Genomic DNA, 26,757 nt, shown 5'->3' on the forward strand with positions numbered 1-26,757 from the left:
AAGGGGGAGCGCGCCGCGACCGCTGGCGGCGGCGCGCTCCCGTTTGTGTCAGATGCTCGAGGGGGCAAGCACCGCCTGCATCAGGCTGTTGTTCCACTCACCGGTCACCTTGAAGTGGGCGGCTGCACCCAGCTCGAAAGCTTCAATGAGGTTGTGGTTGACATAAGCGTAGATGCCGGGCTGCTCGAAGGTGTAGAAGGCCGCACCCGCCGTGCCGCCGGGAATGAACCAGGTTTCCTGGTCGAGATCCGGTGGGTTGCGGAACTTGCCCGTTGCCCAGACATAATCGCCATGGCCGCCGATGAGGTGCGGACGGGTATCACGGTTTGCCTGCGAATGGACGATCAGCACCTTCTCGCCAACGGCGGCCTGGAGGGCATGTTCCCCGGTCAGGGCACCGACTGCGCCATTGAAGACGATGTGGCTCGGTGTCAGCTTGCGCATCACTTCCAGCGTATCGGCCATGGCGTCGCCGGCGCTTTCATATTTCTTGAAATTGCCGTTCTCGTCGCGCGGGATGTAAAAGTCCTGCTCGCCGACATAATAGATCTTGTCATAAACAAGCTCCTTGCCGTGGCCGTCCGTCAGGCCCTCACGCGGCAGCACCATGATCGCGCCATTCATGCCCGAGGTGACGTGCCACGGCACCATGCCGGGAGGTGCGCAGTGATAGACGAAGACGCCAGCCTTGGTGGCCTTGAAGCGCAGGATCGCCTTTTCACCCGGGTTGACGATGGTGAGCCCGCCGCCGCCGAGCGCGCCGGTGGCCGAGTGGAAATCGATATTGTGCTGCAGCTCATTGGTGTCGGGGTTGATAAGGGTCAGTTCGACATAGTCGTCCTGGTGCACCACCATCAGAGGCCCGGGAACCGAACCGTTGAAGGTCATGGCGTGGACCTCGGTGCCCTTGTCGTCGAGGATCATCTTCTGCTCTTTGATCGTAAGCGTGAACTCGACGATCTTCGGTCCGCCTTCGGCTTTCTGCGTGTGGGCATGCACGAAGGGCGGTTTGACGAGATCAACTTTTACGCGAGGCAGCGCCGCAATCTCAGCGCTCGTCAATGGCTTGGCTGCGGCCTTCTTTTCCTCTGCCGCGCTCGCTGCCGATGGCATGATGACGGGAGCTATAGCCCCTGCAAATGCTGCGCCTGCGAGAATATTACGCCGTGTGATGTGGAAGGTTTCCGTCATCATTCTTCTCCTATCCCTCTTGGGGCAGAGCATGTTTCGCTCTGTCACAGCATTTGTAGCGGAGGGGCGGAAATACAATTTGAGATGGAGCAAACTTCGCTTTCGGCACCCTGCGACATTTTGGCAGGCGGCTGAAGGCCGGCGTGGAAGCGTCGCACCGCCTCTTTGCCTGTTCGCAAAGAAGTCGGACGGGCTTGCGTCTAGACATATGTCAAGACCAAGCAAGGAGCATTATAATGAGTGGCAGCGAAACCGTTCTCACCCAAGGGCGCAGCCGGCCAAAGGGCGGCATTCCAAGAGGGCTGGCGCGCACCGGCCCGGTTATCTTTTCGTACGGCTTCCGGCCGTTTTTCCTCGGTGGCGCCCTGTGGGCCATCGTGGCGATGGTGTTGTGGATCGCAGCCCTTTCCGGCTTCATCGACCTCGGCGGGGATTACGGCGCACCGAACTGGCATGCCCATGAGATGCTGTTCGGTTTTGCCTCGGCGGTGCTGGCCGGCTTTCTTTTGACGGCCGTGCCGAACTGGACGGGGCGGCTGCCGGTGTCGGGCAAACCCTTGGTGTGGCTGTTTGCGCTCTGGTGTGCCGGCCGGCTTTTCCTGCTTGTGCCGGACCATGTGGGCGTGGTCACTGCCGCAGCCGTGGACGGGCTTTTCCTGCCGGCACTTCTGGCGATCTGCGCGCGTGAGGTCATTGCCGGGCGAAAATGGAAGGACCTGAAGGTGCTGGGCGGGCTGCTGGCGCTTTCCGTTGCCAACATCATATTCCATGTTGCAGCGATTGGGGGTGATCATAGCTTGATCGCGACCCGCCTTGCGGTCTCGGCCTACACGGTTCTTGTCATCATCGTAGGCGGCCGCATCGTGCCGAGTTTTACCCGCAACTGGCTGAACCGTTTCGGCCGCACGGATTTCCCAGTGCCCTATAACGGCTTCGATACCGCCGCCATCCTCACCGGCATCGCGGCGCTGGCCGTCTGGACGATAGAGCCTGAGAGCATCGTGGCGGTGCCAACGGCGCTTCTGGCGGCTTTCATGCACGCCGTGCGTCTGATCCGCTGGCGCGGCTGGACGACATGGCCGGAGCAGGTGCTGGTGGTGCTGCATGTCGCCTACGCCTTCATCCCCGTCGGTTTCATTACCATAGCGCTGGCGGCTCTTGACGTCATGGACACACGTTCCGTCCTGCATGTCTTCACCGTCGGCGTTATCGGCTGCATGATGCTTGCTGTCATGACGAGAGCGAGCCTTGGCCATACCGGGCGCAAGCTTGCGGCCAGCAGGGTCACCATTGTCGCTTATGTGGCGCTGATCGCCTGCGCGCTGCTGAGACCGGCAGCCGAGTTCTTCCCCGGTGCGATGATGCATCTCTACGCTTGCTCGGCGCTCTTCTGGATCGTGGGTTTCGGTCTCTTCTGCGTTGAATATGGGCCGATCCTGATGCGCGAGCGCAAACCGCTGAAAGCCTAGATTGCTTGCGACGCCGCCAAAACGAAACGCCCCGGAAGCAATTTCCGGGGCGTTTCGTTTTCTGGGGATTTGATTTCCGGCTTAATGCGCGCCGGCACCGGCGCGGATGAATATACGAAACGCCGTGCGCGCCTCGTCGAAATTGCCGGCCCATTGATGACCCCGGGCCAGAAGTTCCGGGTAAAGGAAAGTCGGCTCCTGCGGCATCAGCACGAAGATCACGGCACCCGGCGGAAGACGGTCAAGTGCGGCAAGCGTGCGGCTCGCCTGGCCTTCGGTCGTCTCGTCGCTCAGATCGAGATAGATGACCGGATCGGGCCATATCTGCGGCTCCTCGGCATTACCTGCAAGCGCCGGTGACACGGAAATCTGTTCGGTCTCAGTGGATTGCGGCGTAAACAGCACTTCCCAGTCGCCGCCGCCGATTTCCCTGACCTGATGGTCGAAACCGCGCTCCGCCATCACCTTGAACAGCGGAACGGGCCGGAAGGTGGCGTATAATCGCAGCGCTTCACCGGGAGCAAGCCCGGCCACGGCTTCCATGATGGCCGGAAAGGGCTCGCCGCCGCTCAGTAAAAGCGGCCGCACATCGAGTTCCCTGATCATTTCCGTCATTGCATCACCTCATCTGTCGGCTGGCGGCGGCACGGGCCGTCCGCCAGAGGTCTTTTCACCATGCCGCAGGCGCTGGGGTCAATGCTCGGATCCGCAGCAGCATTCGCAGCCGGACATATCGTCCTCGGAACCTTCGGCCTGTTCTTCCAGCCGGCCGATATCGAGACGCCAGACGTCCGGGCCCTGTTCGAGGTATTCCCAGCCGAACTGGCCGGGGAAATTGGTGGCCAGCTGGTAAAGCAGTGGACGGGGATCGTGATCGCTGGTGATCTGTAGCGATTGACCTTCGGTCAATGCGTTGAGCGCACCGAAAATGCGCGGATGGCGTTCGCGGTGCGGAATGATGCGCACGTCGATATTGGTTGCGGTTTGGGCTTCGGACATAGGCTGGCTCCACGGCCGCGGATGGAATGATGTCCGGCGGTGCGGCCGGCCGACGGACTGGAAAAACCTATCCGCCGGGCGGTCGGGAGACATTGTCGCCGCGCAAACAAACCTGAGATTCGTCAGGTTCGTTGCGCGCCATGCTTCAGCCGGCAAGGCTGCGATAAATCGCCGGCAGCGCCGATGGCAGCTTGGCGATCCTGCTGACGATGGCATAGCCGTTCTGGCCGAACATGGCCGGAATATAGGACTGCGCCTTGCTGTCGACAGTCACGCCGAAGACGCTGACGCCCGAACGTCTGGCTTCGGAAACCGCGCGGCGGCTGTCCTCGATGGCGAAGCGGCCCTCATAGTGGTCGACATCGTTCGGCTTCCCGTCCGTCAGCAACAGAAGCAGCTTGCGGCGCTCCGGCCTCTCATGCAGCTTGGCGCTGGCGTGGCGGATGGCGGGGCCGATGCGGGTGTAGAAACCGGGTTTCAGCGCCGCGATACGCCGCTCGATAGTGTGCCCCATCGGCTCATCGAAATCCTTCACCGTCTCCACCCGCACCCAGGAACGGCGGCGGGAGGTGAAGGTCAGGATGGAGTGACTGTCGCCGCAGGCGGAAAGCCCGTGGGCAAGCACCAGCAGGGCTTCCTTCTCCACATCGAGCACCCGGCGGTTGTCGAACCAGGCATCGGTCGATAGCGACACATCGACGAGGATCGTTACGGCAAGATCATGCGCCTGCGGGCGGCTTGCCATATGAATGCGGTCGCTGCCCTGTCCTCCAGCGGCGATATCGCTTCTGGCGCGAACCACGGCGTCAAGATCGAGATCATTGCCGTCAAGCTGGGCGCGCAGCATCTCGTAGCGTGGCCGCAGCACCTCGAATTGCCGCCTGACCCGGCGGATGAGGCTTTTGGTGTCCGGGTCGGGTTCCGGTGCCGTCTCGGCGTCTTTCGCCGGACCGGCGATGACCCGGCAATGGTCGGCGAGATAGGTACCGCTGCGATAATCCCATTCGGGATAGGTCAGCTCCGCTGTCAGCGGGGAATGGTTCAGTGCTTCAGGCGGCAGGTCGAGATCGAAGCGGAAGCGGGCGGAAGGCCGCCCCTTTCTTTCACCCAGCGTCATATCGTCAAGCTCGTCCGCCGCGCTGCCGTCGGTATCGTCGCTATCATCACCGGGCCGGTCGACATTGACCATCTCTGCCATGGCGAGGATTTTTTCGAAACGGTTGAGGATGAAGGGGCTGCGTTCGGTCTGGCGGTTCTCGGCCTTTTCGCGCACGGCGATATGGCGGGCGGCCTCCGCCCCCTGCGGCGCGGCGCCCGCTGCCGGCTGGTCCTCGCTTTGCCGGGCATCGGATGTTTCGCGCAGCAGCGTGTCCGGCCATAGCGGCACCGGCAGCATCGGCAGGTAGCGCGGCGGCGCTTTTTCCGGAAGACCGGCGGGTGGCGCATGGCCCTCGATCCCTGCCGCATCGGCGAGCATGGAAAGCACCCGTTGTTCCACCTGCTGCTCCGTCTGCGGCAGCGGACGTTTCTGGCGCACCGCGAGCATGGCGGCGCACAGCCGGCGATAACGGGCCTTCATTCCGGGGAAGGCATGGATGACGGCTTTTGTCAGTTCTGCGGCGCGGTCGAGCCGGGCAAGATCGTTGCGAAGCGGGTCGGCGGCCATGACTGGTTCAAGCGGCATCATCGCCATGGCGGCGGCGAGCCAGAGATAGAGATCGCGATTGAGACGCCGGTCGGGAAACAGATCGAGCACCGGCGGCAGCATCAGCGTGGCATGATCACGTCCGGGCTGGGCGAGCTTCTCTTCGCCAAGGCCCATGCGCTGGCGCAGCCTCAGCCGGTGGCTGGAGGTGCGGGCGCGGGCTGGCGCGATCTGCACCGCATGTTCACCACCAAAACCGCGGAAACATATGGCCAGCACGGCCTGCATATCCTCCAGCTTCACGGCATGATCCGGGAAGCGCAGCCATGTGCCGGTTTCGCCGATTAGCCTGTGCCAGGCGCGGCCGACGGTTTCTTCCAGTTCCAGAAAGTCCAGCATGGTTTATCCTCATGGCATCGGACCGGAACGCACGGGGCCGCGCAATCCGGCGTGGATATCAAAGCGCCTATCGAATGATCGCATCCGCGACTTCATGCAGCGCGGCCTTCACATCCGGCTCGTCAGTCAGCGGTTCGATCATGGTCGCGCGCACGGCCTGACGGGCGGGAAGGCCGGTATCGATGAGGCTGGCGCAATAGACGAGCAGACGGGTGGAGACGCCTTCTTCCAGATCGTGGCCTTTCAGGCCGCGCAGCCGGTGGGCAAGATCGACGAGCGGCTCGACATCGCGCGCATCCAGCCCGCTTTCATGCGAAACGACGGCGATTTCCTGCTCCTTGGGCAGAAAATCGAATTCAATGGCGACGAAACGCTGGCGGGTGCTGGGCTTCAGGCTCTTTAAAAGATTCTGGTATCCGGGATTGTAGGACACGACGAGCATGAAGCCAGAGGGCGCTTCCAGCACTTCGCCGGTGCGTTCCAGTGGCAGGATGCGGCGATCATCGGTGAGGGGATGCAGCACGACAGCCACATCCTTGCGCGCCTCAACGATCTCGTCGAGGTAACATATGCCGCCCTGGCGCACGGACCTCGTCAGCGGGCCGTCCATCCAGACGGTTTCGCCGCCTTTCAGCAGGTAACGACCGGTCAGATCAGCGGCAGCAAGATCGTCGTGGCACGAAACGGTGGAAAGCGGCAGGCCGAGTTTCGCTGCCATGTGGCTGACGAAACGGGTCTTGCCGCAACCTGTCGGGCCTTTCAGCAGAAGCGGCAATTGCCGCACCCAGGCGCTTTCGAACAGCGTGCATTCATTGCCGAGCGGGGTGTAGAACGGCGCGTCCGGCAAAGGCTGCGGCGCGGGGCGGAAAATCGTATTCATGGTCATCTCCATGGTTGGTGGTAAGGAACCGGCTCTCCGGGGGAAAAAGAGAGCCGGTCCGTTTCTCATTCGGCGGGCTGCACGAGGCGGGCAACGTCGCCCTGTTTCTGCTTGCCCGGTACCAGGATTGCCCAGATGAACATGACCGCCGAAATGAGAACCGCGAAACCAGAACCGAGACGGATCCAGTAGAAGATCGCCAGCTGGTCCTGCACATCCATGAAGCTTTCGCCCATGACCCGCTGAAGCTGGATCTGCACCACGCCGGCGAATGTCAGCGCGAAGGTCATCACCGACATGGCCGTGCACATGACCCAGAAGCTCGTCATCGAAAGCCACTGGTTGTAGGGCGCGCGTTTCTTCATTTCGGGTATGGCATAGGCCATCATCGCAAGGTTCAGCATCACATAGGCGCCGAAGAAGGCGAGGTGCCCGTGGGCGGCGGTAAGCTGCGTGCCGTGGGTGTAATAATTCACCGACGACAGCGTGTGCAGGAAGCCCCAGACGCCGGCGCCGAAGAAGGCCATTACCGAGCAGCCGATCGACCACAGAAGCGCGGCGCGGTTCTCATGCTTGCGGCCAGCCTTCCAGGTCATGACGAAGGTGAAGATGACCATGGTGAAGAAGGGGGCCACTTCCAGCGTCGAGAACAGCGAACCGATCCACTGCCAGTAACCCGGCGCGCCGATCCAGTAATAATGGTGACCCGTGCCGAGAATGCCCGAGAACAGGGCAAGACCGACGATGACATAGAGCCATTTTTCCACCACTTCGCGGTCGATGCCGTTGAGCTTGATCATCAGGAAGGCGAGGATCGACGCCATGATCAGTTCCCACACGCCTTCCACCCACAGATGGATGACGTACCACCAGTACATCTTGTCGAGCGCCAGATTGATGGGGTTGTAAAAGGCGAAGAGGAAGAAGATCGCCAGACCCCAGAGACCGAAGAGCAGGATGTTGATGACGGTGGTCTTGCGGCCCTTCAGCGCCGTCATGGTGATGTTGAACAGGAACATCAAAACGACAAGCACGATGCCGACCTTGATGGCGAAGGGCTGTTCGAGGAATTCGCGGCCTTCATGGATGCGGAACATATAACCGACCACGGCAACCGCGGCGGCCACCAGGAAGATCCAGAACTGCGCGATGGCGAGCTTGGGGCTGTAAAGCTCCGTTTCCGTCTCTTCCGGCAGAAGATAGAAGGTCGAGCCCATGAAGCCCATCAACAGCCACACGACCAGTGCATTGGTGTGGATCATGCGCACGATGTTGAAGGGCAGAAGCTCTGAAAGCGTGTTGGGCAGCACGTAGATCGTCGCGGCGATGACGCCGAACAGGATCTGCGCCACGAACAGCCCGATTGCGCCGTAAAAATACAGCATGGCGACTTTTTGCGTCTGGTATTTCATCTCGTCATCTCCTTGCCGTCAACCTCAACCCGCATCGTTCGGTGGCCAGTTCTGCGTCTTGATCCGGCTCGTCCATTCGAGGAAGTCGACGAGATCATCGAGTTCCTGTTCGGAGAGATTGAACTGCGGCATCTGGCGCCGGCCCTCGATGCCGGTGGGCTGGGCGGCCATCCAGGCCTTGATGGAATCGCGCGCCGTCTCCTTGTCTTCCACGCCGCCATAGCGCTTCCAGACATTGCCGAGTTCGGGTGCGAAATAGGCGCCTTCGCCGAGCAGCGTGTGACAGTTGATGCAGGAATTTTTCTCCCACACATGTTTGCCGCGCGCGACGCTTTCCGTCAGTGTGCTTTCATCCGTCGAGGTGGTGCGCATGTAATAATGGCTATGGGCGGTCAGCCCGACGAATATGGCGAAGAAGAAGATGGAGCCGCCGTAAAAGACGTTTCTCGCTCCTGTTTTGGTCAGGCGTTCTGCCATGCCAATGGTCCTTTCCATCCGAAAGACCGCTTATGCGGACTGGCTTGATCGAACCCTCTTGCCGGGATTTGCCAGCAGGCTGGCGGAATGCGGTGGGGTCTGAAGCCTTTCTAGCCGCTGGCCGCCGGCGTTCTTTGCCATTTGGCAAACAAGTGGAGAGGTGGTGTGGTCCGCCTTTTCAGAGCGACAAAATGCCCTGCAGGAACGCCCGCAAAAGGGCTGCGGCGGCGAAGATTGCGGGCCATGCCAGAAGTGCCGTGCGCAGCAGGCCTCGCTCTTCGCCAAAACCCAGAAAGTCGTCGATGACGCGTCTGGATTTCATGAGCGCGAAAAGCAGCATCAGGCAGGCGACGGCAACCGGCGGCAGAAACGCCGCCTTCCACGATGTAACGACGGCCGTGCCGGCGAGAACAAGAATGGCTAGCATTGCAAAACTTCTTGCGAGCTGGCGGGAGGTGCGGTGGATCATAATTGTCAAACCAGATAGACGATGGGAAAAATGACGATCCAGACCAGATCGATGACATGCCACAGCGTCGTCACCAGCGTGACATTCTCGTTTTTCGGGAAGACTGCGACGAGAAACAGCAGCATGGCCACGAAGACGACATGCAGCAGGTGGAAGCCGGTGAGCAGAAAATAGAGCTCGAAGAACGCGCCATAGGCTGGATCGGACGCGAAGGCGATTTCGGTGGAATATTCATGGAGCTTCACTCCGACGAAAGCGAAACCCAGCAGGCCGGCAAGGACCAGCGCCCGCCTTTTGCCCGGCAGCGCGGTGTGGCGGCTGGCCGCGACGGCCGCCTGCCAGCCGCTTGCCAGCAAAATCAGGGTGTTGAGGCCGGCAAGTTGTGGCTGCAGATGCTGGCGCGCGGCGGCGAACGCATCAGGGTTGAGGGCGAAGGCGATGATGAACGCGCCGGTCAGCGCGCCGAAGGCGGCAAGTTCGCTCCAGACCAGAATCCATAAAAGCAGGTTTCCGCTTTCCTCTTCCGTATTTATCGCCATGGCCTCGCCCGTAATTGTAAAACAGCAAGCCACGCTTAGGCGTCCTCAAACCCCGCTTCTTTGCGGTCGGTCAAAGAAGGGAGCGCCCAAAGCCCTATTGTCATGACAAAGCGCAACTCTGGAAAATGGAGCTTCCCATGAACGACGCGCAGGTCGGGCTGATTGTCGCAACCCCTATTATCATTGGCTTTGCGGTGCTGTTGTACCGTATGGGTGTGCTGCAGCGCATGGGTGCAGTTTCCGCCGTACTTGCCTCCGTGGCCATTGCTTCGGTGCTGTTCCTGAACCAGTGAGAAGGCAGTCGCATGCTTGAACTTGTCGCCGCTCTTTCGCTTTTTGTGGCGCTGCACTCCATTCCCGCCGTGCCTGCCGTGCGCGGCCGGTTGATCGCGGCCATTGGCCGGCCCGCCTATTTCGGGGCTTATTCCGTGGTCTCGCTTCTGGCGCTGGGCTGGGTGTTTTATGCCGCGCTGTCGGTTGATTATATTCCGCTCTGGGATGTCGCGCCCTGGCAGGCGCATGTCACCTTTCTGGCCGCGCCGATTGGTCTGTTTTTCGTGCTGGCCGGTCTTCTCAGCGTCAATCCGCTTTCCATTTCCGTGCGGCAGGGAGATAAACCGGGGGCAATCGTGCGCATCACGCGGCATCCGGTGCTTGTCGGTTTCCTGTTTTGGTCGCTCGGCCATGTCGTGCCGAATGGCGACCTGCGTTCCGTTATTCTCTTCGGCGGTTTTGCGCTGTTTTCGCTTGGCGGAATGGCGATGACTGAAAAACGTGCCCGCAAAAGAATGGGTAATGCGTGGAGCGCGGCGGCTGCTAAAAACGCAACGATCCCTTTCGCAGCAATCCTTTCCGGCAAGACGAGCCTCGCCGTGGACGGGCCGATGTTGCTAGCCGCGGTGCTGACAGGGTTGACGGTCTGGTGGCTGCTGGCCGGCGGCCATGCCGCGCTCTTTGGCGCAGACCCCATGGCCTATTTCTGATCGCTCACGATGGCTTCACCACATGCGGCTGCCATATCGGCGCCTGCGGTGCGGGCGCGATACCGAGCTGATCGATAGCGCGGGCGGCGAACTGATCGACAATATCGAAGACGCTGAGCGGCCTGTTGTAAAAGGCCGGCACTGGCGGCATGACGATCGCGCCTGCCTCTGTTACCGCGCACATATTGCGCAGATGGATGAGATGCAGAGGCGTCTCGCGAGTCATCAAAACCAGCTTCCGGCGTTCCTTCAAATGCACGTCGGCAGCGCGAGTGACGAGATTGTCCGAAAGCCCGGTTGCAATGGCCGCGAGCGTCCGCATGGAGCAGGGGGCGACGATCATGCCTGTTGTCGGGAAGGAACCGCTGGCGATTGCCGCTCCGATATCATCGACAGCGTGATTGATGCTGGCGAGTGACAGCATCCGCCCCATGGCTTCAGCACCTTCCTCATGCAACACGGTCCGCTTGGCCGATTGCGACAGGACGAGATGGATTTCGACGCTTTTCATCGCGGCGAGGCGCTCGATGATGCGCAGCGCAATGCCGGCACCCGATGCACCGGTGACGCCGACCACGACGCGGCACGGCTTCATGGTCGTTCTCCAAGGCCAAGATCACGCCACATCAGATCCACCTTTGCGATGACGTCAGGTGTCATGGAGAGCACGCGACCCCATTCGCGCTCCGTCTCCGGCGAAAGCTTGCGGGTGGCGTCCAGACCCATCTTGCCGCCGAGGCCGGTTTTCGGCGAGGCGAAGTCGAGATAATCGATCGGCGTATCGTCGATGATCGTTGTATCGCGCGAGGCATCGAAACGGGTGGAGAGCGCCCAGATCACATCCACCCAGCTGCGCACATTGATGTCGGGATCGACCAGAATGATGAGCTTCACATAACTGAACTGCGGCAGCATCGACCACAGGCCCATCATCACCCGCTTTGCCTGGCCGGGATAACGCTTGTCGATGGAGACGACCATGACGCGGTAGGAACAGGCCTCCGGCGGCATCCACAGATCGACGATTTCCGCAAACTGCCTTTTGACGAGCGGCAGGAAAATCTCGAGCATGGCTTCGCCGAGAACCGAGGGCTCATCGGGCGGCCGACCGGTATAGGTGGAAAGATAGATCGGATCGCGGCGCATGGTGATGGCCGACAGCGTCATGATCGGAAAGGCTTCGACCGAATTATAGTAGCCGGTGTGGTCGCCATAGGGGCCTTCGAGTGCCGTTTCCGTTGCTGAGACGGTGCCTTCCAGCACGATCTCGGCATTGGCGGGCACCGGCATCGGCACCGTCAGGGCCTTCGCGATGCGGCTTTTCGAGCCGCGCAGCAGGCCGGAAAAACCAAGCTCGCTGATATGTTCGGGAAGCGGCATGACGGCGGAAAGAATGGTGGCGGGATCAGCGCCGATGGCGACGGTAACGGGCATATCCAGCCCGCGCGCCTGCCACAACCGGTGGTGCTGCGCGCCGCCGCGATGCGCCAGCCAGCGCATGATCACCCTGTCCGGCCCCAGCACCTGCATGCGATAGATGCCAACATTGATATCGTCGGGATCATCAGGCGAACGGGTGATGACCAGCGGCCAGGTGATGAGCGGGGCCGGCTCGCCCGGCCAGCACCATTGCACCGGCAGGCGGGCAAGATCAACCGCATCGCCCGTCAGTACCTTTTCCTGCACCGGCGCGCGCGAGACGTTGCGTGGCCGCATGGACAGTGCTGCCCGCAGCAAAGGCAGCTTACCCCATGCCTCGGCCATGGATTTCGGCGGCCGTGGCTCGCGCAATTCGGCAAGCTTTTGTCCAAGTGCTGGCAGGCCGCCCGTTTCCAGCCCCAGCCCCCATTCGATGCGTTGCCGCGTGCCGAAGAGATTGGCAAGCAGCGGCGTGTCCCGCACCTTGCCCTCATGGTCGACGGGTTGCTCGAACAGCAGCGCCGGCCCGCCATCGGCGAGCACCCGGCGGTGGATTTCGGTGATTTCGTGCACCAGTGAGACCGGCTGGCGAATTCGCCGCAGCTGCCCGCGTTCTTCAAGCAACCGTACGAAACTGCGCAGATCGCTCGCGTGGGCGGGTTTAGTTTCTGTTTTCTCGTCTCTCATGCCGCCTGTTTGCCGGTGGCGGTGCGGCATGTCCTTGCGCTGCCGCAAATGCGGCTTCAGTGCGAACGAAGATAGTCGGCAAGAACAAGGGCGTGGTTGTGTTCGGTGTCATGGGCGGCGTAAAGCAGCGTGACGCGGCCCTTCGCCATCAGCTCCTTCATGCGCGCCACGGCATCGGGATTGGCGGCCAGCTCCTCATGATAGTGCCGGGTGAATTCCGCAAAACGCGATGGCATATGCGAGAAATTCTTGCGCAATTCGTTGCTGGGCGCGATGTCCTTCATCCACAGCGAAAGCTGTGCGGTTTCCTTGCGCATGCCGCGCGGCCACAGCCGGTCCACCAGAATGCGTGCGCCGTCATCATCGCTGGCGGCATCGTAAATCCGTTTGATCCTTATATCGGGCATGGCGGCCTCCTTCGCTTCGCAAGTGAATGATTTATAGCGGCTTTTGTGAAGCCGCACCCGAAAATCTCTCTGTCTTTGCGTTCGCTCAAACCGGTGCCGGCGCGCTGCGGTTAGGTTCCTGCCCGCAACTGACCTGACAGGACCATCTATGAGACCGTTTCCCGCCGCCATCGCTACCCCCATGAATTTTCTGCCCCTTGCCGTGGTGCAGCGAGCGACAGCGGCGATGCTGGCGCAGATCATGAAACGGCACCCTGATCTGTTCGGCCGGCTCGGTGAACATTGCTGCAAACGTTATGCCTTCCTGCCCGTCGATCTGCCCTTCGCCTTCATGGTCGAGCCGGCGCGTCCGGCCATCACCGTCAGCCGAAAGGGCCGCTTGCCCAAGGTGGATGCGGCGGTGGAAGGGCCGCTTTTCATGCTGCTGGCGCTGATGGAGGGGCGGCAGGATGCCGATGCGCTGTTCTTCTCGCGGGATCTCAGCGTGACCGGCGACATGGAGGCGATGCTGGCACTGCGCAATGCGCTCGATGACAGCAGCATTGATCTGCCGCGCGATCTCGGTGCCTTTGCCGGGCATTTTGCGCCTGTCGTAACGGGGCTTGCGAACCGCCTGCGCGGCCATGTTCTTTCGGAAACACGGGGAGGTGAGGCATGGAGCTGATCTGTCCTGCGGGAACGCCCGCCGCCTTCCGCGAGGCCGTCGATGCCGGCGCGGATGCCGTCTATTGCGGCTTTCGCGATGAAACCAATGCCCGCAATTTTCCCGGCCTCAATTTTTCCCGCGAAGAGCTTGCCGAAGCCATCGCCTATGCGAAGAAGCGCGGCGTCCAGACTTTCGTCGCGCTCAACACCTTCATGCGCGCGGGCAATGAGGATATCTGGTATCGCGGTGCGGCCGATGCCGTGAAGGCGGGGGCGGATGCGCTGATCCTTGCCGATTTCGGTCTGATGGCGCATGTGGCGGAACACCACCCGCAGCAACGCATCCATGTCTCCGTGCAGGCCTCCGCCTCCAATGCGGACGCTGTGAACTTTCTCGTCGATGCCTTCGGCGCGAAACGCGTGGTGCTGCCGCGCACCCTGACCATTTCCGACATCGCCCGGCTGGCGCGGCAAATCCGCTGCGAGATCGAGATATTCGTATTTGGCGGCCTCTGCGTCATGGCGGAGGGGCGCTGCTCGCTCTCGTCTTACGCCACCGGAAAATCACCCAACATGAACGGCGTCTGCTCGCCAGCAAGCCATGTGCGTTACCGGCAGGACGGGCCGGAGCTGGTGTCGGAACTCGGCGATTACACCATCAACCGTTTTCCGGAAGGCGAAGCGGCGGGTTATCCGACGCTCTGCAAGGGCCGTTTCGAGATTGCCGATGACAAGTCCTATGCTTTTGAGGACCCGGTGTCGCTTGATGTGATGGACCAGATCGATGCGCTGCGCGAAGCGGGGGTCAGCGCGCTGAAGATCGAGGGCCGCCAGCGCGGCAAGGCCTATGTGGCGGAAGTGGTGTCCACCCTGCACCGGGCGCTGGCCGCCAGTGCCGAAGAGCGGGGACGGCTGCTCTCGCGCCTGCGGCTTTTAAGCGAAGGCCAGCGCACCACCGTTGGCGCTTATGAGAAACGCTGGAGATGATGGCGATGGCACACACTGCAAAGGCCACATTGGCGCTTGGCCCGGTCCTCTATCTCTGGCAGGGCGAGAAATGGCGCGATTTCTATTTCCGCATCGCCGATGAAGCGCCCGTCAGCCATGTCTATCTCGGCGAAACCGTCTGTTCCAAACGGTTCCATTTTACCGAGCCGCATCTGGCCGAGGTGATCGAGCGGCTGGAGAGTACCGGAAAGCAGGTGATCCTCTCGACGCTTTCACTGGTAACGCTGGAGCGCGAAAGCCGCCAGCTGCGCGGCCTGATCGCCGACAGCCCCTATCCGGTCGAGGCGAACGATCTTTCCGCGCTCGGCATGTTACATGGCACGCCGCATGTCGTCGGGCCGATGGTGAATGTCTATAATGCCGCCACCGCGCGGTTGCTCGCCTCGCGTGGGGCAAGCGCCATCTGCCTGCCGCCGGAACTGCCGGTGACTTCGGTGGAGCGCATCGTGGCGGAAACACCGGATGTGAAGTTCGAAGTCTTCGCGTTCGGCCGCCTGCCGCTCGCCATCTCTGCACGCTGTGCCCATGCCCGCGCCAAGGGCAATATCAAGGATAATTGCCAGTTCGTCTGCGGTGACGACCCGGATGGATTACCGGTGCGCACGCTTGACCGGCAGTCGTTTCTGGCGCTGAACGGCGTACAGACGGTGTCGCACACCTGCCAGTCGCTGCTTGGCGAATTGCAGGATCTGGCGGCCGCTGGCATCGCCCGATTCCGGCTGTCACCACAGGATTGCGACATGGTGGCGGTGGCGCAGATCCATGACGATGTCCTGGCCGGCAGGCGGGATGCGGCAGATGGTCTTGCACGTCTCGGGCAAATCTATCCGGATGTGCCTTTTTCCAATGGTTTCCACCACGGGCAGGAAGGGGCGACCTGGGTCGCCCGTGCCCGCAATACGGCGCATGGGGTGAATGCATGACGATGAACAGGCAAGAGCCGCAATCGCTGTCTGTGGCAGCGCCGGGCGGGGCGGATATCGCTGCTGCGATCCATCTGGTGCGCAACGTGGTTTTGCAGAGCGCACTCGATTGCGGCTGCCGTGACAAGGTCCATGAGGCGCTGCGCGAGCTTGAGGATTTCGAGCGCCAGCGCAATATCGTCAAGCTTCTGGCCGCCGCCCGCGAGGAGCGGCGCAAGATCGGGCTTCTGACCGAGATGCTGGCGGATTTTGCCGAGGACGATACGGTCGATGAAGGCATCGTCGAAACGGCGAGCCTGATGTTTCTCGACATCGCCGCCGCCGCTCAGGAAGGATCGCGAATTCTGCGCGACGCCCTGTCTCTTAAAACATGTAAATAAAACTCATGTTTTTGGTGTTGTTTGATCCAGCGCAAAGAGGCCGTTCTTGCAAAATGTCATCCCCGGTACACGCAGGTTATGACTGAAGGGGTGGCATATGCGGGTGCTGAAGGCGGGGTTTTTCACGATAACAACGGGTTTGATGGCAGGGGTTTCCGGTGTTGCGCTTGCGCAATCGGCCACACCGGGCTCGACCACGGTTCTGGAGACGATCACGGTTGAGGGGGCGAGATGGGCGGATGGCGTGGAGCAGGCGCGCAAGCGTCTGAAGGCCATTCCGGGTGGTGTCTCTGCACTCCAGCCGCAGGACCAGACCTCAAAGGCCGTGCCGACGCTTGCAGATGCGCTTGCTTCGGCGCCCGGCGTGGTCGTGCAGCGCTTTTTCGGCGGCAATGACCAGCCGCGCATTCAGATCAGAGGCTCCGGGTTGCAGCAGAACCCGGTCGAACGCGGGGTTCTGGTGCTGAAGGACGGATTGCCGATCAACCGTGCCGATGGTTCCTATATAGTTGGGCTCGCCAACCCCGGTCAGGCCAGCCTCATCGAAATTTACCGCGGTTACACCGCCAACCGGCTGGGCGCCAGCGTTCTGGGCGGGGCGATCAATTTTGCTTCGCCGGTGGAGAAGGGAACCAGCATTTCTGCCGGCGGCGGCAGTTTCGGTCAGGCAGATGCCTCGCTGCGCACTGGTTTTGATGCAGATCGCTTCGCTGCCGGTTTTTATGCCGATGTCAGCCGTCGCGACGGTTATCGCTTCTATAATGATTCCCGCCGGGTAAGTGTCGGCGGGGTGATTGAGGCGGAGGTGTCGGACGCTGTCAAGACGCGGGTTTTTGCCAGCTATACCGATCTGGGTTTTGACGTGGCGGGACCCCTGACGAAAAGCGCCATGGATGCTGATCCCAGACAGGTTTCGCCCGGTCCGCCAATCAGCCTCGGCCCGAATGTGACGCGTGACAAGCCACGCCGGGAAGCCAGCCAGTTCGTCATCGGTTCCCGCAGCTCGATCGAACTCGGCGATCATCTCTTCGATATCGGATTGGGTTACACCTATACCAGGGATATGTTCCGGTTCCCGGTCTCAAGCGGCGTTCGGCGCACGGATGGCGGCGATGTGACGGGGCTGCTGCGTTATGCCTACCAGCCCGATGCCGATGCCCTGCTGCCGCTTTTCGAAGCTTCGGCGCTCTACACGGTCGGTTCGGCGGAAAGGACCTATCACATCAACCGGGCAGGCGGCGATGGTCCGGCCTTTTCCAGCAATGATCTGGATGCTTCGACGCTGTCTTTGAATGCGGGGCTGAATATTCCGCTTTCCGAAACGGTGACGCTGTCGCCATCGCTTTCCTACACCCATGCCACCCGTGACAATGACGATCTCTGGCAGGCTGCTACTCGTCCTAGGCTGAGCTTTGGACCGGGTGGCGCGGCCACCTCTGCCGTGGCTGCGGTGGATACGAGCTATGAGCGCAGCTACAGCGGCTGGTCTCCGGCACTCGGTATCAGCTGGCGCCCGGACGATAACAACATGCTGTTTGCCGCCGTCAGCCGCAGTTTCGAACCGCCGACCCATGACGATCTTCTCGGCACCACCGGCGGCACGCCGAATGCATCGCCCACCGGCTTTTCGACGCCCGATCTTGAGGCGCAGACGGCGACCACGGTCGAGGTCGGCTGGCGCGGCGAGCGCGGCTCGTGGAATATCGACGCCACCGCCTATTATTCCTGGGTGGAGAACGAATTGCTGAGCCTGCGCGACACGAGCGGTTCGCTGCTCTCCGCTTTCAACGCGGATGAAACCGCGCATGCCGGTCTGGAGCTTGGCGTTTCCGGCGAGGTGCTGGATGGTCTGACCGCTCGTCTGGCCTATGTGCTGCAGGATTTCCGCTTCCGCGACGATCCGGTGCGCGGTGACAACCGGCTTGCCGGCGCGCCGCGCGATGTCGTCAATCTCGCCCTGCAATATGCCATTTTCGAACAATGGGATATCGGCGCGGTGCTGCAATGGGTACCGTCCAAAACCCCGGTCGATAACATGAATACGATGTATGCCGATCCCTATGCCGTGGTCGATCTCAAGACCGAATATCGCGTCAATGACAGGTTCTCGATCTACGGCGCGGTCACCAACGTCTTCGACAAGACCTACGCCTCATCCACACTCATTCTCGACCAGGCAAGCGCCGGTCAGGCGGTCTATCTGCCGGGCGACGGACGCGGATTTTATGCCGGCATCAAGGCGCGTTTCTGAACGCGGAAAGGATCTGATCATGACGAGTTACACACGACGCCGGGCGCTGTCGCTGCTTTCCGGGCTGACCGTCGCGGGCCTTGCCGCGCCGTCGATTTTGAAAGCAGAAGCTCCGCTTGTCTTTTACGGTCCGCCCGCAGCACCTTCGGCGGTTCTGGCGCATGCCGTAAAAGGCGGTTTCCTGAAGGATGTCGCGTCCGGGGCCGTCTTCAAGGCATGGAAAACGCCGGATGAAATGCGCGCCGCCGTCGCCTCCGGCTCCATGGGAGCGGTGGTGATGCCGAGTTACGGTGCTGCCAATCTCCATAATCGCGGCCTCGGCCTTGGGCTTTTGAACGTGCTGACAACGGGTCTGCTCTACATTGTGTCGAAGGACGAGACGCTGACGTCGCTCGAAAGCCTTTCCGGCAAGACGCTGGCCCTGCCGTTCAAGAACGATATGCCCGATTTCGTTCTGCGCCGGCTGGTCGCTGAAAAAGGCTTGAAGCCCGGCGATATCAAGCTGGAATATGCCGCTTCGCCACCGGAAGCCGTGCAATTGCTGCTGACGGGGCGGGTGGATGCGGCTCTTTTGAGCGAACCGGCCGCGACCGCTGTACTGATCAAGGCAAAGTCGTTTTTCATGACCGTTCACCGCACCATCGATATCCAGAAGGAATGGGCAAAGGTGGCGGGCAAGCCGGAAATCCCGCAGGCGGGTCTCGCCCTGACGTCGCAGGTTCAGCAAAAGCTCGGCAAGGCGGGTATAGGGGCTTTGCAGGCGGGCATGGAAGCGGCACTTGCCAGTGCCACAGCTGACCCGCAAACGGCGGCAGCCGCCGCGGCCGATGCCCTAGGTTTCCCGCCGGAAATCATCGCCGCCTCCTTTCCGACAAGCCATTTGTCGGCATTGAAGGCGAGTGCGGCACGCGCCGATCTCGAGGCATTTTACGACGAACTCGCCAAGGCCGACCCGGCAATCATCGGCGGCCGGCGGCCGGATGACGGCTTTTATCTGGTGTAGCAGGCATGAACCGCATTCTTGAAAGTCTTGGCTGGACCGGTCGCTATCTCTGGGCGGGCTGGGCCGGGCTTTCCGGCATTTTCTGTTTTCTCGCCGCCTGGCAGGCCGGGCATGAGATTTACGGCTCCTTCATATTGCCCTCGCCGGGGGAGACTTTCGCGGCAATCGGGCTTCTGGCGGCGCGGCCGGATTTCTTCGCCATCCTGTCGCAGAGTGCCATCAGGGCATTGACCGGTTTTGCCATTGCCGCCGGCATCGGAACGGTGGCGGGTGTGGCGGCGGGCTACTCATTTGCCGCCATGCGGCTAATGAAGCCTGTCGTCACCGTCCTGCTCGGCGTGCCGCCAATCGGCTGGATTGTGCTGGCGCTCATCTGGTTCGGCTCGTCGGGCGGCACGGCCGTCATGACCGTTGTCATTGCCTCGGCGCCCGTTTCCTTCGCAGGCGCGCTGGAAGGGGTGGCCAAGCGCGACCGTCAGCTGGAGGTGATGGCGCAGGCCTTTGGCGCTTCGTGGTTTTACCGGCTGCGCACCGTCACCATGCCGCATGTGCTTTCCTATCTCTTTCCGGCATGGACGACCACGGCCGGAAGCGCCTGGAAAGTAACTGTCATGGCCGAGCTTCTGTCGAATTCCGGCGGCATCGGCGGTGAACTGGCCACCGCACGGGCGCTGTTCGATATCGCGCAGGTGAGCGCCTGGCTCACCATCACCGTCGCGCTGGCGCTCATCACCGATTACGGCCTGCTGCATCTGCTGCGCGAAGCGCTGGAACGCTGGCGCGCCGCCGGATTGCCATGGGGTGTCAAACGATGAGCGACCATTCCGCCTTGAGTTTCGAACATGTCGGCCACGCCTTTCTCGGCCGCAGCCTGTTCGAGAATTTCGATCTCCGCATCGCACCGGGGGAAACCGTGGCGTTGCTCGGCCCTTCCGGCAGCGGCAAGACGACGATTTTGCAGATCGCGGCGGGTATCATCGATCCCGTTCGCGGGCGTGTGCGGCGCAATTACCACCGGCAGGGTCTGGTGTTTCAGGAGCCGCGATTGCTGCCATGGATGACGTTGATCGACAATATCGCTTATGGCCTTGCGGCAGCCGGCATGCCGAAACGGCAACGGCGGGAAACCGCCGGGCAGTTTGCCCTGGAAGTCGGTCTGGAAGAGACGGATTTTCACAAATATCCGGTCGAGCTTTCCGGCGGCATGCGCCAGCGTGCCGGGGTGGCGCGGGCGCTCGCGGTGGAGCCGGACATGCTGTTTCTGGACGAACCCTTCAGTGCTGTTGATGTCGGCCTGCGCCGGCATTTGCAGGAACTTCTGGTGGATGCTGCTCGCCGGCGTGGTTTCTCCACGCTGCTCGTAACCCACGATCTTCATGAAGCGCTGTTGGTGGCCGACAGGCTGATCGTGCTCTCCGGCGTCGATGGCCGGGTTGTTGCCGCGCATACTCCGGCCGGTTCGCCGGGGCGGCGCATGGCGCGCGCGGTATTCGACGAAGTGGAGTTCCTGTCCGAGAGCCCGGCTTTCGCCGAATTGTTTTCGGCAAAGGAGCGGATGCGATGAGACAGCCACCAATCCTTTCGGAAGCCCTGCGGCTGTTTTTTCCTTTGGCCGCCCTGCATGGCGCGGTCTGGCCGTTCTTGTGGGTCGCCATCGGCGGCTACGCCTTACCTTTTGCCGATGCCGTTCCGCCCTCGCAATGGCATGCCCATGAGATGATTTTCGGCACCTATGGCATGGCGCTCGCGGGTTTTCTCGGCTCGGCAGTGCCTGAATGGACCGATACGAAAGCGGCGGCGGGTCGCACACTTGTTTATTTTGCCGGTCTCTGGCTGCCGGCTCGCCTGATCGGTTTCGTGGGGGCCGATGGGTGGAGCCTGCTGGCGGGCTTTTTTGATCTGGCGTTTCTACTCGCGCTCTCCGTCCTTATCGGCAAGGCGATGCTCGTGCGGCGAACGACGAAACATCTGGCGTTCCTCGTCTGGCTCATTCTGTTCGCGGCGATGGAGACCGGCGTGCGCTATGCCTGGTGGATTGGTGATCTGGAACTGGCAGCCCGCTGTCTGGAGGCGGCGCTGTGCATCTTCACCGTGCTGTTTTCGCTCTCGGCGGCGCGCATCAATGTAGTCGTCATCAATATGGCGCTCGATCCGAGCGGCGAGACCACGCCTTACCGGCCCCATCCCGGCCGCCAGCACATGGCGGGCGCCATGGTGACGCTTTACATGGTGGCGAAACTCTTCTTTCCGGAAAGCGATGTCTGCGCCTGGTTGGCGCTGGCGGCCGGTGCGGCATTTTTTGACCGGCTGGCGGAATGGTTCATCGGGCGTGCCGCCTTCAAAACCGAGGTGCTGCTGCTCGGCCTTGGCAATGCCTTTGCCGGTGCGGGTTTTCTGGCGCTCGGTGCGGTGCGGCTCGGTTTTTCCGTCACGCCCGCCGCTGGCCTGCACCTGTTGTCGGTGGGCGCGCTTGGCTGCGCCATCATGGCGGTGTTCATCATCGCCGGGCTGCGGCATACCGGACGCAACCTGACATATCTGCCGTGGCAGGCGCATATGGCCGCCGCCCTGATGGTGGCGGCCGGGCTGATCCGCATCCTGCCGGAATTCGATTTCGCAGCATCCCTGTCACCCTATCATCACGGCCTCAGTGCTATCCTGTGGGCGGCAAGTTTCGGGGTCTGGCTTCAGGGCTTCCTGCCCTTCATGCGTGCGCCCGGAGTTGATGCAGCGGGAGCTTGCGGCTGAGGCGCAACGTGTTCCCCCCGCCTTCGACGCTTTCGTGTGGCCTGATTATTTTTTCGGCAAAAGCACAATATGAAATCAGTGACTTAGGTCAGCACTATTGATGAATGTTATTTCTAATAAATAATCAATAAAATCAAGTGGTTGAATATTTCTGCCTTTTGGCCGATGATAACTCGAACCGAACAGGGAAACGCGAATATGCCCAAAATAGTCGCGCCTCTACACGCAGATGGAAAGCCGAGCAGGACGAGGGAGCTTATTACCTTCGCCGTTCTGGCCTTTGGGATCTGGCCTGTGCTGGCGGTCGGATTTGTCGGAGCCTATGGCTTCATCGTCTGGATGTTCCAGATCATTTACGGGCCGCCGGGGCCGCCCGGCCATTGAGGGCGAATGACGATGCAAGTCTCTCTCAGCCGGCGTGACTTTCTGCGCGGCGGACAAAAACGGGAAACACGTACCTGTCCCCCCGGGGTCGCGTTGAGCGACCTCGCCGCCTGCAGCGGTTGCGCAAAATGCGTTGAAGCCTGTCCCACCGGCATCATCACCATGTCGGGTGGCTTGCCTTCGGTCGATTTCTCGGCCGGGGAATGCACCTTTTGCGGCAAATGCGCGGAGGCCTGTCCCGAGCCGGTTTTTGCCGTCCCTGCGGCGCAGCGCTTCGATCATGTCATGGCGATTGGCGATGGGTGTCTCGCCTTCGGCAATGTCGATTGCCAGGCCTGCCGCGATGCCTGTCCGACCGAGGCCATCCGGTTTCACCCCCGCCGCGGCGGCCCCTTCGTGCCCGAGCTTATCGCGGATGCCTGCACCGGCTGCGGGGCCTGTGTGTCCGTCTGCCCGACGGGTGTGATCAAGATCAAGGAAACAGCCACGGAGATGCAATATGCCTGAAAATACAGGCCGGTATCATGTCTCAAGCGCTGTCGTGGCGGTGATGCCGCAGGTGCGGGACGCCGTGTTCGCAACGCTTTTAACGCTCGACAATGTCGAGGTTCATGGCGAGGGCAACGGCAAGATTGTCATCGTCATAGACGGCACGAGCACCGGCATGCTGGGCGATACGCTCACTTATATTTCGACACTCGACGGTGTGATTGCCGCCAACATGGTTTTCGAACACGTCGACACAGAGGAGACAGGCGGCGATGAGCAGCGAACTGACGCGGCGTGATCTATTGAAGGCCCATGCCGCCGGCATTGCGGCGGCAACGGCGGGCATTGCGCTGCCGGCCGCCGCCCAGCCAGTGCCGGGCGGTGTTTCCGCATTGCAGATCAAATGGTCCAAGGCGCCCTGTCGTTTCTGCGGCACAGGCTGCGGCGTCATGGTTGGCGTCAAGGAAGGCAAGGTTGTCGCCACCCATGGCGACATGCAGGCGGAGGTCAATCGTGGCCTCAACTGCATCAAGGGCTATTTCCTGTCCAAGATCATGTACGGCAAGGACCGGCTGCAGACCCCGCTTCTGCGCAAGAGAAACGGCGTCTACGCCAAGGACGGCGAGTTCGAGCCGGTGAGCTGGGACGAGGCCTTCGACGTGATGGCGCAGCAGTGCAAGCGGGTGTTGAAGGAGAAGGGGCCGACAGCCGTCGGCATGTTCGGCTCGGGCCAGTGGACGATCTTCGAAGGTTATGCAGCAACCAAGCTGATGCGCGCCGGTTTCCGCTCCAACAATCTTGATCCCAATGCCCGTCACTGCATGGCTTCGGCCGCTTACGCCTTCATGCGCACCTTCGGCATGGACGAGCCGATGGGCTGTTACGACGATTTCGAACACGCCGATGCTTTCGTGCTCTGGGGCTCGAACATGGCGGAGATGCATCCCATTCTGTGGACCCGCATTGCCGACCGGCGTCTGGGTTTTGACCACGTGAAGGTGGCGGTGCTTTCGACCTTCACCCATCGCAGCATGGATCTGGCCGATGTTCCGATCATCTTCAAACCGGGTACGGACCTCGTCATCCTCAATTACATCGCCAACCACATCATCAAGACCGGCCGCGTCAACGAAGACTTCGTGAAGAACCACACGAAATTCGTGCGCGGTGTCACCGATATCGGTTATGGCCTGCGGCCCGACAATCCGGTGGAGGTGAATGCCGCCAATTCCGCCGATCCGACCAAGACGGAAGCGATCGATTTTGAGACCTTCAAGGAATTCGTCTCCGAATACACGCTGGAAAAAACCGCCGCCATGACCGGGGTTGAAGCCGGTTTCCTGGAAGAACTGGCCGAGCTTTATGCCGACCCGAAACGCAAGGTCATGTCGCTCTGGACCATGGGTTTCAACCAACATGTTCGTGGCGTCTGGGCCAACCAGATGGTCTATAATATCCACCTTCTGACCGGAAAGATTTCCGAGCCGGGCAACAGCCCGTTCTCGCTCACCGGCCAGCCATCGGCCTGCGGCACGGCGCGTGAGGTGGGAACCTTTGCCCACCGCCTGCCGGCCGACATGACGGTGACCAACCCGGAACACCGCAAACATGCCGAAGAAATCTGGCGCATACCGCACGGTGTCATCCCGGAAAAGCCGGGTTACCACGCCGTGCAGCAGGATCGTATGCTCCATGACGGCAAGCTGAATTTCTACTGGGTACAGGTCAACAACAACGTTCAGGCCGGTCCCAACACAAAGAACGAGACCTATCTCGGTTATCGCAATCCCGAAAACTTCATCGTGGTCTCGGATGCCTATCCGACCATCACCGCCATGAGTGCCGACCTCATCCTGCCCGCCGCCATGTGGGTGGAGAAAGAAGGGGCTTACGGCAATGCCGAGCGGCGCACCCATGTCTGGCACCAGCTGGTGGAGGCGTCGGGCGAGGCGCGTTCCGATCTGTGGCAGCTGGTGGAGTTTTCCAAGCGCTTCACCACCGATGAAGTGTGGCCGGCGGAACTGCTGGACGCCAATCCGGACTATCGCGGCAAAACGCTGTTTGAGGTTCTCTACAAGGATTGCGATGTCGGCAAGTTCCCGCTGAGCGAAATCAATGCGGATTACAAGAACCAGGAATCCACGGATTTCGGTTTCTACCTGCAAAAGGGTCTGTTCGAGGAATATGCCGCTTTCGGGCGCGGTCACGGCCACGATCTGGCGCCTTACGATGCCTATCACGAGGTGCGCGGCATGCGCTGGCCTGTGGTGGACGGCAAGGAAACGCTGTGGCGTTACCGCGAGGGTTACGACCCCTACGTCAAGCCGGGCGAGGGCGTGAAGTTCTACGGCAACAAGGATGGCAAGGCGGTCATCATCGCCGTGCCTTACGAGCCGCCGGCGGAATCCCCGGATGAGGAATTCGACACCTGGCTGGTGACGGGCCGCGTGCTGGAGCACTGGCATTCCGGCTCCATGACCATGCGCGTGCCGGAACTTTACAAGGCCTTTCCCGGCGCTCGCTGTTTCATGAATGCCGCCGATGCGCGCAAGCGCGGGCTCAATCAGGGTGCGGAAATCCGCATCGTCTCGCGCCGTGGCGAAATCCGCTCCCGCGTGGAAACGCGCGGCCGCAACCGCATGCCGCCCGGCGTCATCTTCGTTCCCTGGTTCGACGCCAGCCAGTTGATCAACAAGGTGACTCTCGACGCAACCGATCCCATCTCCAAGCAGACGGATTTCAAGAAATGCGCAGTCAAGATAGAGCCAGTCGCATGATCAGGAAACACGGATGGATCGCCGCCACGCTTCTGGTCGTGGCGCTGGCGACGGGGGCCGTTGCGCAGATGGTGCCGGAACTGTCCGGCCCGCGCGGCGATGCCATGAGGACCGAGCCGGCCAAACCCCTGCCGAAATGGGTGATCGACGATTTCAGGCGCATGCGTGCCTATCCAGAGCAGCCGCCGGTCATCCCGCATTCGATCGACGGTTACCAGCTTTCTGTCAATACCAACCGCTGTCTGTCCTGTCACAAGCGCGAATTCACGCAGGACTCCGGCGCGCCGATGATCAGCGTCACCCATTACATGACGCGGGAAGGCCAGATGCTGGCGGATGTTTCACCACGTCGCTATTTCTGCACAGCCTGCCATGTGCCGCAGGCCGATACGCGGCCGCTCGTGCCCAACACCTTTCAGGACATGAGCGAAATGGGTGTCAAACCGGCGGGTAGCGAATGATGATCGCCCGTGTGAAAAAGCTCCTCGCCTGGCTGTGGGTGGTTCTGACGACGCCGGCCGCCACGCTCAGCCTTGCTTTTCTAACCCTCGGCGGCTTCGTTGGCGGGGTGATGTTCTGGGGCGCCTTCAACACCGCGCTCGAAATGACCAACAAGGAGGCCTTCTGCATTTCCTGCCACGAGATGCGGGCGAATGTTTATGAAGAGCTGACGCGGACGGTGCATTTCTCCAACCGTTCCGGCGTGCGCGCCTCCTGCCCGGATTGCCATGTGCCGCATGAATGGACGGACAAGATTGCCCGCAAGATGCAGGCTTCCAAGGAGGTCTGGGGCAAGATCTTTGGCACCATCGATACGCGCAAGAAGTTTCTCGACCATCGCCTTGAGCTTGCACAACACGAATGGTCGCGCCTCAAAGCCAATGACAGCCTGGAATGCCGCAATTGCCATTCCTCCGCCGCCATGGACTTTACCAAGCAGACGCAGCGTGCTGCCGACATTCATTCAAAATATCTGCTGACGGGCAAGGCCACCTGCATCGATTGCCACAAGGGCATCGCCCATGAATTGCCGAATATGGAAGGCATCGATCCCGGCTGGAAAATGCCGCCGGCGCTCAACGATGAACCGGGACAGACGGCGTCTGCGGTCGATGACTTGCGCCGCGCCATGAGCGATGTGCACAGGAACGTTTTCTGAGCATCAGATGCGGG

Annotated in this window: 30 protein-coding genes; 18 read left to right on the forward strand and 12 right to left on the reverse strand. The window is 61.3% G+C overall.

Translation table 11 applies throughout. The annotated features are described in order from the left end of the window. Positions 1 to 48: 48 nt before the first annotated feature. Positions 49 to 1,191, reverse strand: a complete 1,143-nt coding sequence (gene nirK, locus M0412_RS22220) for a copper-containing nitrite reductase (RefSeq protein WP_269702496.1) — start codon at positions 1,189 to 1,191, stop codon at positions 49 to 51. A gap of 236 nt (positions 1,192 to 1,427) precedes the next feature. Here nirK and M0412_RS22225 point away from each other — a divergent pair, with 236 nt between their 5' ends. Continuing rightward, a complete protein-coding gene (locus M0412_RS22225; protein WP_269702499.1) occupies positions 1,428 to 2,660 on the forward strand; it encodes an NnrS family protein in 1,233 nt (410 codons plus the stop codon). Between the two features lie 81 nt (positions 2,661 to 2,741). On the opposite strand, the gene M0412_RS22230 is transcribed toward M0412_RS22225, so the two are convergent. The 8 genes from M0412_RS22230 to M0412_RS22265 all read right to left on the reverse strand — a co-directional run bounded on the left by M0412_RS22230 (position 2,742) and on the right by M0412_RS22265 (position 9,480). Next, positions 2,742 to 3,275 carry a DUF2249 domain-containing protein gene (locus M0412_RS22230; RefSeq protein ID WP_080820475.1) on the reverse strand — a complete coding sequence of 178 codons (534 nt, stop codon included), beginning with the start codon at positions 3,273 to 3,275 and terminating at the stop codon, positions 2,742 to 2,744. A 78-nt stretch (positions 3,276 to 3,353) separates the two neighbouring features. Further along, positions 3,354 to 3,659 (reverse strand): DUF2249 domain-containing protein, encoded by a 306-nt coding sequence (locus tag M0412_RS22235; RefSeq protein WP_175422202.1) that lies wholly within the window; start codon positions 3,657 to 3,659, stop codon positions 3,354 to 3,356. A gap of 145 nt (positions 3,660 to 3,804) precedes the next feature. Next, the gene (locus tag M0412_RS22240; protein ID WP_269702503.1) at positions 3,805 to 5,703 is read right to left on the reverse strand and encodes a nitric oxide reductase activation protein NorD; all 1,899 of its coding nucleotides are present in this window, start codon (positions 5,701 to 5,703) and stop codon (positions 3,805 to 3,807) included. Positions 5,704 to 5,770: 67 nt separating this feature from the next. Further along, a complete protein-coding gene (locus M0412_RS22245) occupies positions 5,771 to 6,583 on the reverse strand; it encodes a MoxR family ATPase (RefSeq protein ID WP_153515871.1) in 813 nt (270 codons plus the stop codon). Between the two features lie 65 nt (positions 6,584 to 6,648). After that, the gene (locus tag M0412_RS22250; RefSeq protein WP_110758675.1) at positions 6,649 to 7,995 is read right to left on the reverse strand and encodes a nitric-oxide reductase large subunit; all 1,347 of its coding nucleotides are present in this window, start codon (positions 7,993 to 7,995) and stop codon (positions 6,649 to 6,651) included. Between the two features lie 24 nt (positions 7,996 to 8,019). Next, complete coding sequence (locus M0412_RS22255) at positions 8,020 to 8,472, reverse strand: cytochrome c (RefSeq protein WP_269702508.1); 453 nt, start codon at positions 8,470 to 8,472, stop codon at positions 8,020 to 8,022. A 178-nt stretch (positions 8,473 to 8,650) separates the two neighbouring features. Then, positions 8,651 to 8,899, reverse strand: a complete 249-nt coding sequence (locus M0412_RS22260) for a hypothetical protein (RefSeq protein WP_269702510.1) — start codon at positions 8,897 to 8,899, stop codon at positions 8,651 to 8,653. Between the two features lie 47 nt (positions 8,900 to 8,946). Beyond that, positions 8,947 to 9,480, reverse strand: a complete 534-nt coding sequence (locus M0412_RS22265) for a cytochrome c oxidase subunit 3 (protein WP_269702512.1) — start codon at positions 9,478 to 9,480, stop codon at positions 8,947 to 8,949. A 137-nt stretch (positions 9,481 to 9,617) separates the two neighbouring features. Between M0412_RS22265 and M0412_RS22270 the strand changes: the two genes are divergently transcribed. Both M0412_RS22270 and M0412_RS22275 read left to right on the forward strand, forming a co-directional pair. Next, positions 9,618 to 9,773: a hypothetical protein gene (locus tag M0412_RS22270; protein WP_003520964.1), complete on the forward strand. Its 156-nt coding sequence runs from the start codon at positions 9,618 to 9,620 to the stop codon at positions 9,771 to 9,773. Between the two features lie 12 nt (positions 9,774 to 9,785). Beyond that, positions 9,786 to 10,463 carry an NnrU family protein gene (locus M0412_RS22275; RefSeq protein WP_269702521.1) on the forward strand — a complete coding sequence of 226 codons (678 nt, stop codon included), beginning with the start codon at positions 9,786 to 9,788 and terminating at the stop codon, positions 10,461 to 10,463. Positions 10,464 to 10,467: 4 nt separating this feature from the next. Here M0412_RS22275 and M0412_RS22280 read toward each other — a convergent pair whose 3' ends face one another. The 3 genes from M0412_RS22280 to M0412_RS22290 are packed head-to-tail and all read right to left on the reverse strand — an operon-like array spanning position 10,468 to position 12,976. Then, entirely contained in the window at positions 10,468 to 11,058 is a 591-nt protein-coding gene (locus M0412_RS22280; RefSeq protein WP_269702523.1) for a UbiX family flavin prenyltransferase, read from the reverse strand. After that, positions 11,055 to 12,569, reverse strand: coding sequence for a UbiD family decarboxylase (locus M0412_RS22285; RefSeq protein WP_269702525.1), 1,515 nt, complete (start codon positions 12,567 to 12,569; stop codon positions 11,055 to 11,057). Before M0412_RS22285 ends, M0412_RS22280 begins: the two co-directional genes overlap by 4 nt. Positions 12,570 to 12,625: 56 nt before the next feature. Beyond that, positions 12,626 to 12,976: a DUF488 domain-containing protein gene (locus M0412_RS22290; RefSeq protein ID WP_269702527.1), complete on the reverse strand. Its 351-nt coding sequence runs from the start codon at positions 12,974 to 12,976 to the stop codon at positions 12,626 to 12,628. A gap of 148 nt (positions 12,977 to 13,124) precedes the next feature. Here M0412_RS22290 and M0412_RS22295 point away from each other — a divergent pair, with 148 nt between their 5' ends. The 15 genes from M0412_RS22295 to M0412_RS22365 all read left to right on the forward strand — a co-directional run bounded on the left by M0412_RS22295 (position 13,125) and on the right by M0412_RS22365 (position 26,743). After that, a complete protein-coding gene (locus M0412_RS22295) occupies positions 13,125 to 13,640 on the forward strand; it encodes an SCP2 domain-containing protein (RefSeq protein ID WP_269702529.1) in 516 nt (171 codons plus the stop codon). Further along, positions 13,631 to 14,608, forward strand: a complete 978-nt coding sequence (locus M0412_RS22300) for a peptidase U32 family protein (RefSeq protein WP_262517434.1) — start codon at positions 13,631 to 13,633, stop codon at positions 14,606 to 14,608. The genes M0412_RS22295 and M0412_RS22300 overlap by 10 nt, the downstream gene beginning before the upstream one ends. 5 nt (positions 14,609 to 14,613) lie before the next feature. Further along, positions 14,614 to 15,552 carry a U32 family peptidase gene (locus tag M0412_RS22305; protein ID WP_269702532.1) on the forward strand — a complete coding sequence of 313 codons (939 nt, stop codon included), beginning with the start codon at positions 14,614 to 14,616 and terminating at the stop codon, positions 15,550 to 15,552. Next, positions 15,549 to 15,932 (forward strand): hypothetical protein, encoded by a 384-nt coding sequence (locus tag M0412_RS22310; protein WP_080830317.1) that lies wholly within the window; start codon positions 15,549 to 15,551, stop codon positions 15,930 to 15,932. The genes M0412_RS22305 and M0412_RS22310 overlap by 4 nt, the downstream gene beginning before the upstream one ends. 97 nt (positions 15,933 to 16,029) lie before the next feature. Continuing rightward, the gene (locus tag M0412_RS22315) at positions 16,030 to 18,183 is read left to right on the forward strand and encodes a TonB-dependent receptor (RefSeq protein WP_269702538.1); all 2,154 of its coding nucleotides are present in this window, start codon (positions 16,030 to 16,032) and stop codon (positions 18,181 to 18,183) included. Positions 18,184 to 18,202: 19 nt separating this feature from the next. Then, positions 18,203 to 19,186, forward strand: a complete 984-nt coding sequence (locus M0412_RS22320; RefSeq protein ID WP_269702540.1) for an ABC transporter substrate-binding protein — start codon at positions 18,203 to 18,205, stop codon at positions 19,184 to 19,186. 5 nt (positions 19,187 to 19,191) lie between these two features. Next, complete coding sequence (locus tag M0412_RS22325) at positions 19,192 to 20,001, forward strand: ABC transporter permease (protein ID WP_269702542.1); 810 nt, start codon at positions 19,192 to 19,194, stop codon at positions 19,999 to 20,001. Then, the gene (locus M0412_RS22330) at positions 19,998 to 20,750 is read left to right on the forward strand and encodes an ATP-binding cassette domain-containing protein (RefSeq protein WP_269702544.1); all 753 of its coding nucleotides are present in this window, start codon (positions 19,998 to 20,000) and stop codon (positions 20,748 to 20,750) included. The genes M0412_RS22325 and M0412_RS22330 overlap by 4 nt, the downstream gene beginning before the upstream one ends. After that, a complete protein-coding gene (locus M0412_RS22335; RefSeq protein WP_269702547.1) occupies positions 20,747 to 21,934 on the forward strand; it encodes an NnrS family protein in 1,188 nt (395 codons plus the stop codon). The genes M0412_RS22330 and M0412_RS22335 overlap by 4 nt, the downstream gene beginning before the upstream one ends. Positions 21,935 to 22,132: 198 nt before the next feature. Beyond that, positions 22,133 to 22,318 carry a periplasmic nitrate reductase, NapE protein gene (gene napE / locus M0412_RS22340; protein WP_046800942.1) on the forward strand — a complete coding sequence of 62 codons (186 nt, stop codon included), beginning with the start codon at positions 22,133 to 22,135 and terminating at the stop codon, positions 22,316 to 22,318. 6 nt (positions 22,319 to 22,324) lie between these two features. Continuing rightward, positions 22,325 to 22,825 carry a ferredoxin-type protein NapF gene (locus tag M0412_RS22345; RefSeq protein WP_269702550.1) on the forward strand — a complete coding sequence of 167 codons (501 nt, stop codon included), beginning with the start codon at positions 22,325 to 22,327 and terminating at the stop codon, positions 22,823 to 22,825. Further along, complete coding sequence (locus M0412_RS22350) at positions 22,818 to 23,105, forward strand: chaperone NapD (protein WP_269702552.1); 288 nt, start codon at positions 22,818 to 22,820, stop codon at positions 23,103 to 23,105. Before M0412_RS22345 ends, M0412_RS22350 begins: the two co-directional genes overlap by 8 nt. Continuing rightward, positions 23,080 to 25,584 carry a periplasmic nitrate reductase subunit alpha gene (gene napA, locus M0412_RS22355; RefSeq protein WP_269702554.1) on the forward strand — a complete coding sequence of 835 codons (2,505 nt, stop codon included), beginning with the start codon at positions 23,080 to 23,082 and terminating at the stop codon, positions 25,582 to 25,584. Before M0412_RS22350 ends, napA begins: the two co-directional genes overlap by 26 nt. After that, complete coding sequence (locus M0412_RS22360) at positions 25,554 to 26,045, forward strand: nitrate reductase cytochrome c-type subunit (protein WP_142842879.1); 492 nt, start codon at positions 25,554 to 25,556, stop codon at positions 26,043 to 26,045. Before napA ends, M0412_RS22360 begins: the two co-directional genes overlap by 31 nt. 2 nt (positions 26,046 to 26,047) lie before the next feature. After that, a complete protein-coding gene (locus M0412_RS22365) occupies positions 26,048 to 26,743 on the forward strand; it encodes a NapC/NirT family cytochrome c (protein WP_269702659.1) in 696 nt (231 codons plus the stop codon). Positions 26,744 to 26,757 lie beyond the last annotated feature (14 nt).

Origin of the sequence: Agrobacterium sp. O3.4 (assembly GCF_041414895.1) — a bacterium.
Classification (GTDB): domain Bacteria; phylum Pseudomonadota; class Alphaproteobacteria; order Rhizobiales; family Rhizobiaceae; genus Agrobacterium; species Agrobacterium cucumeris.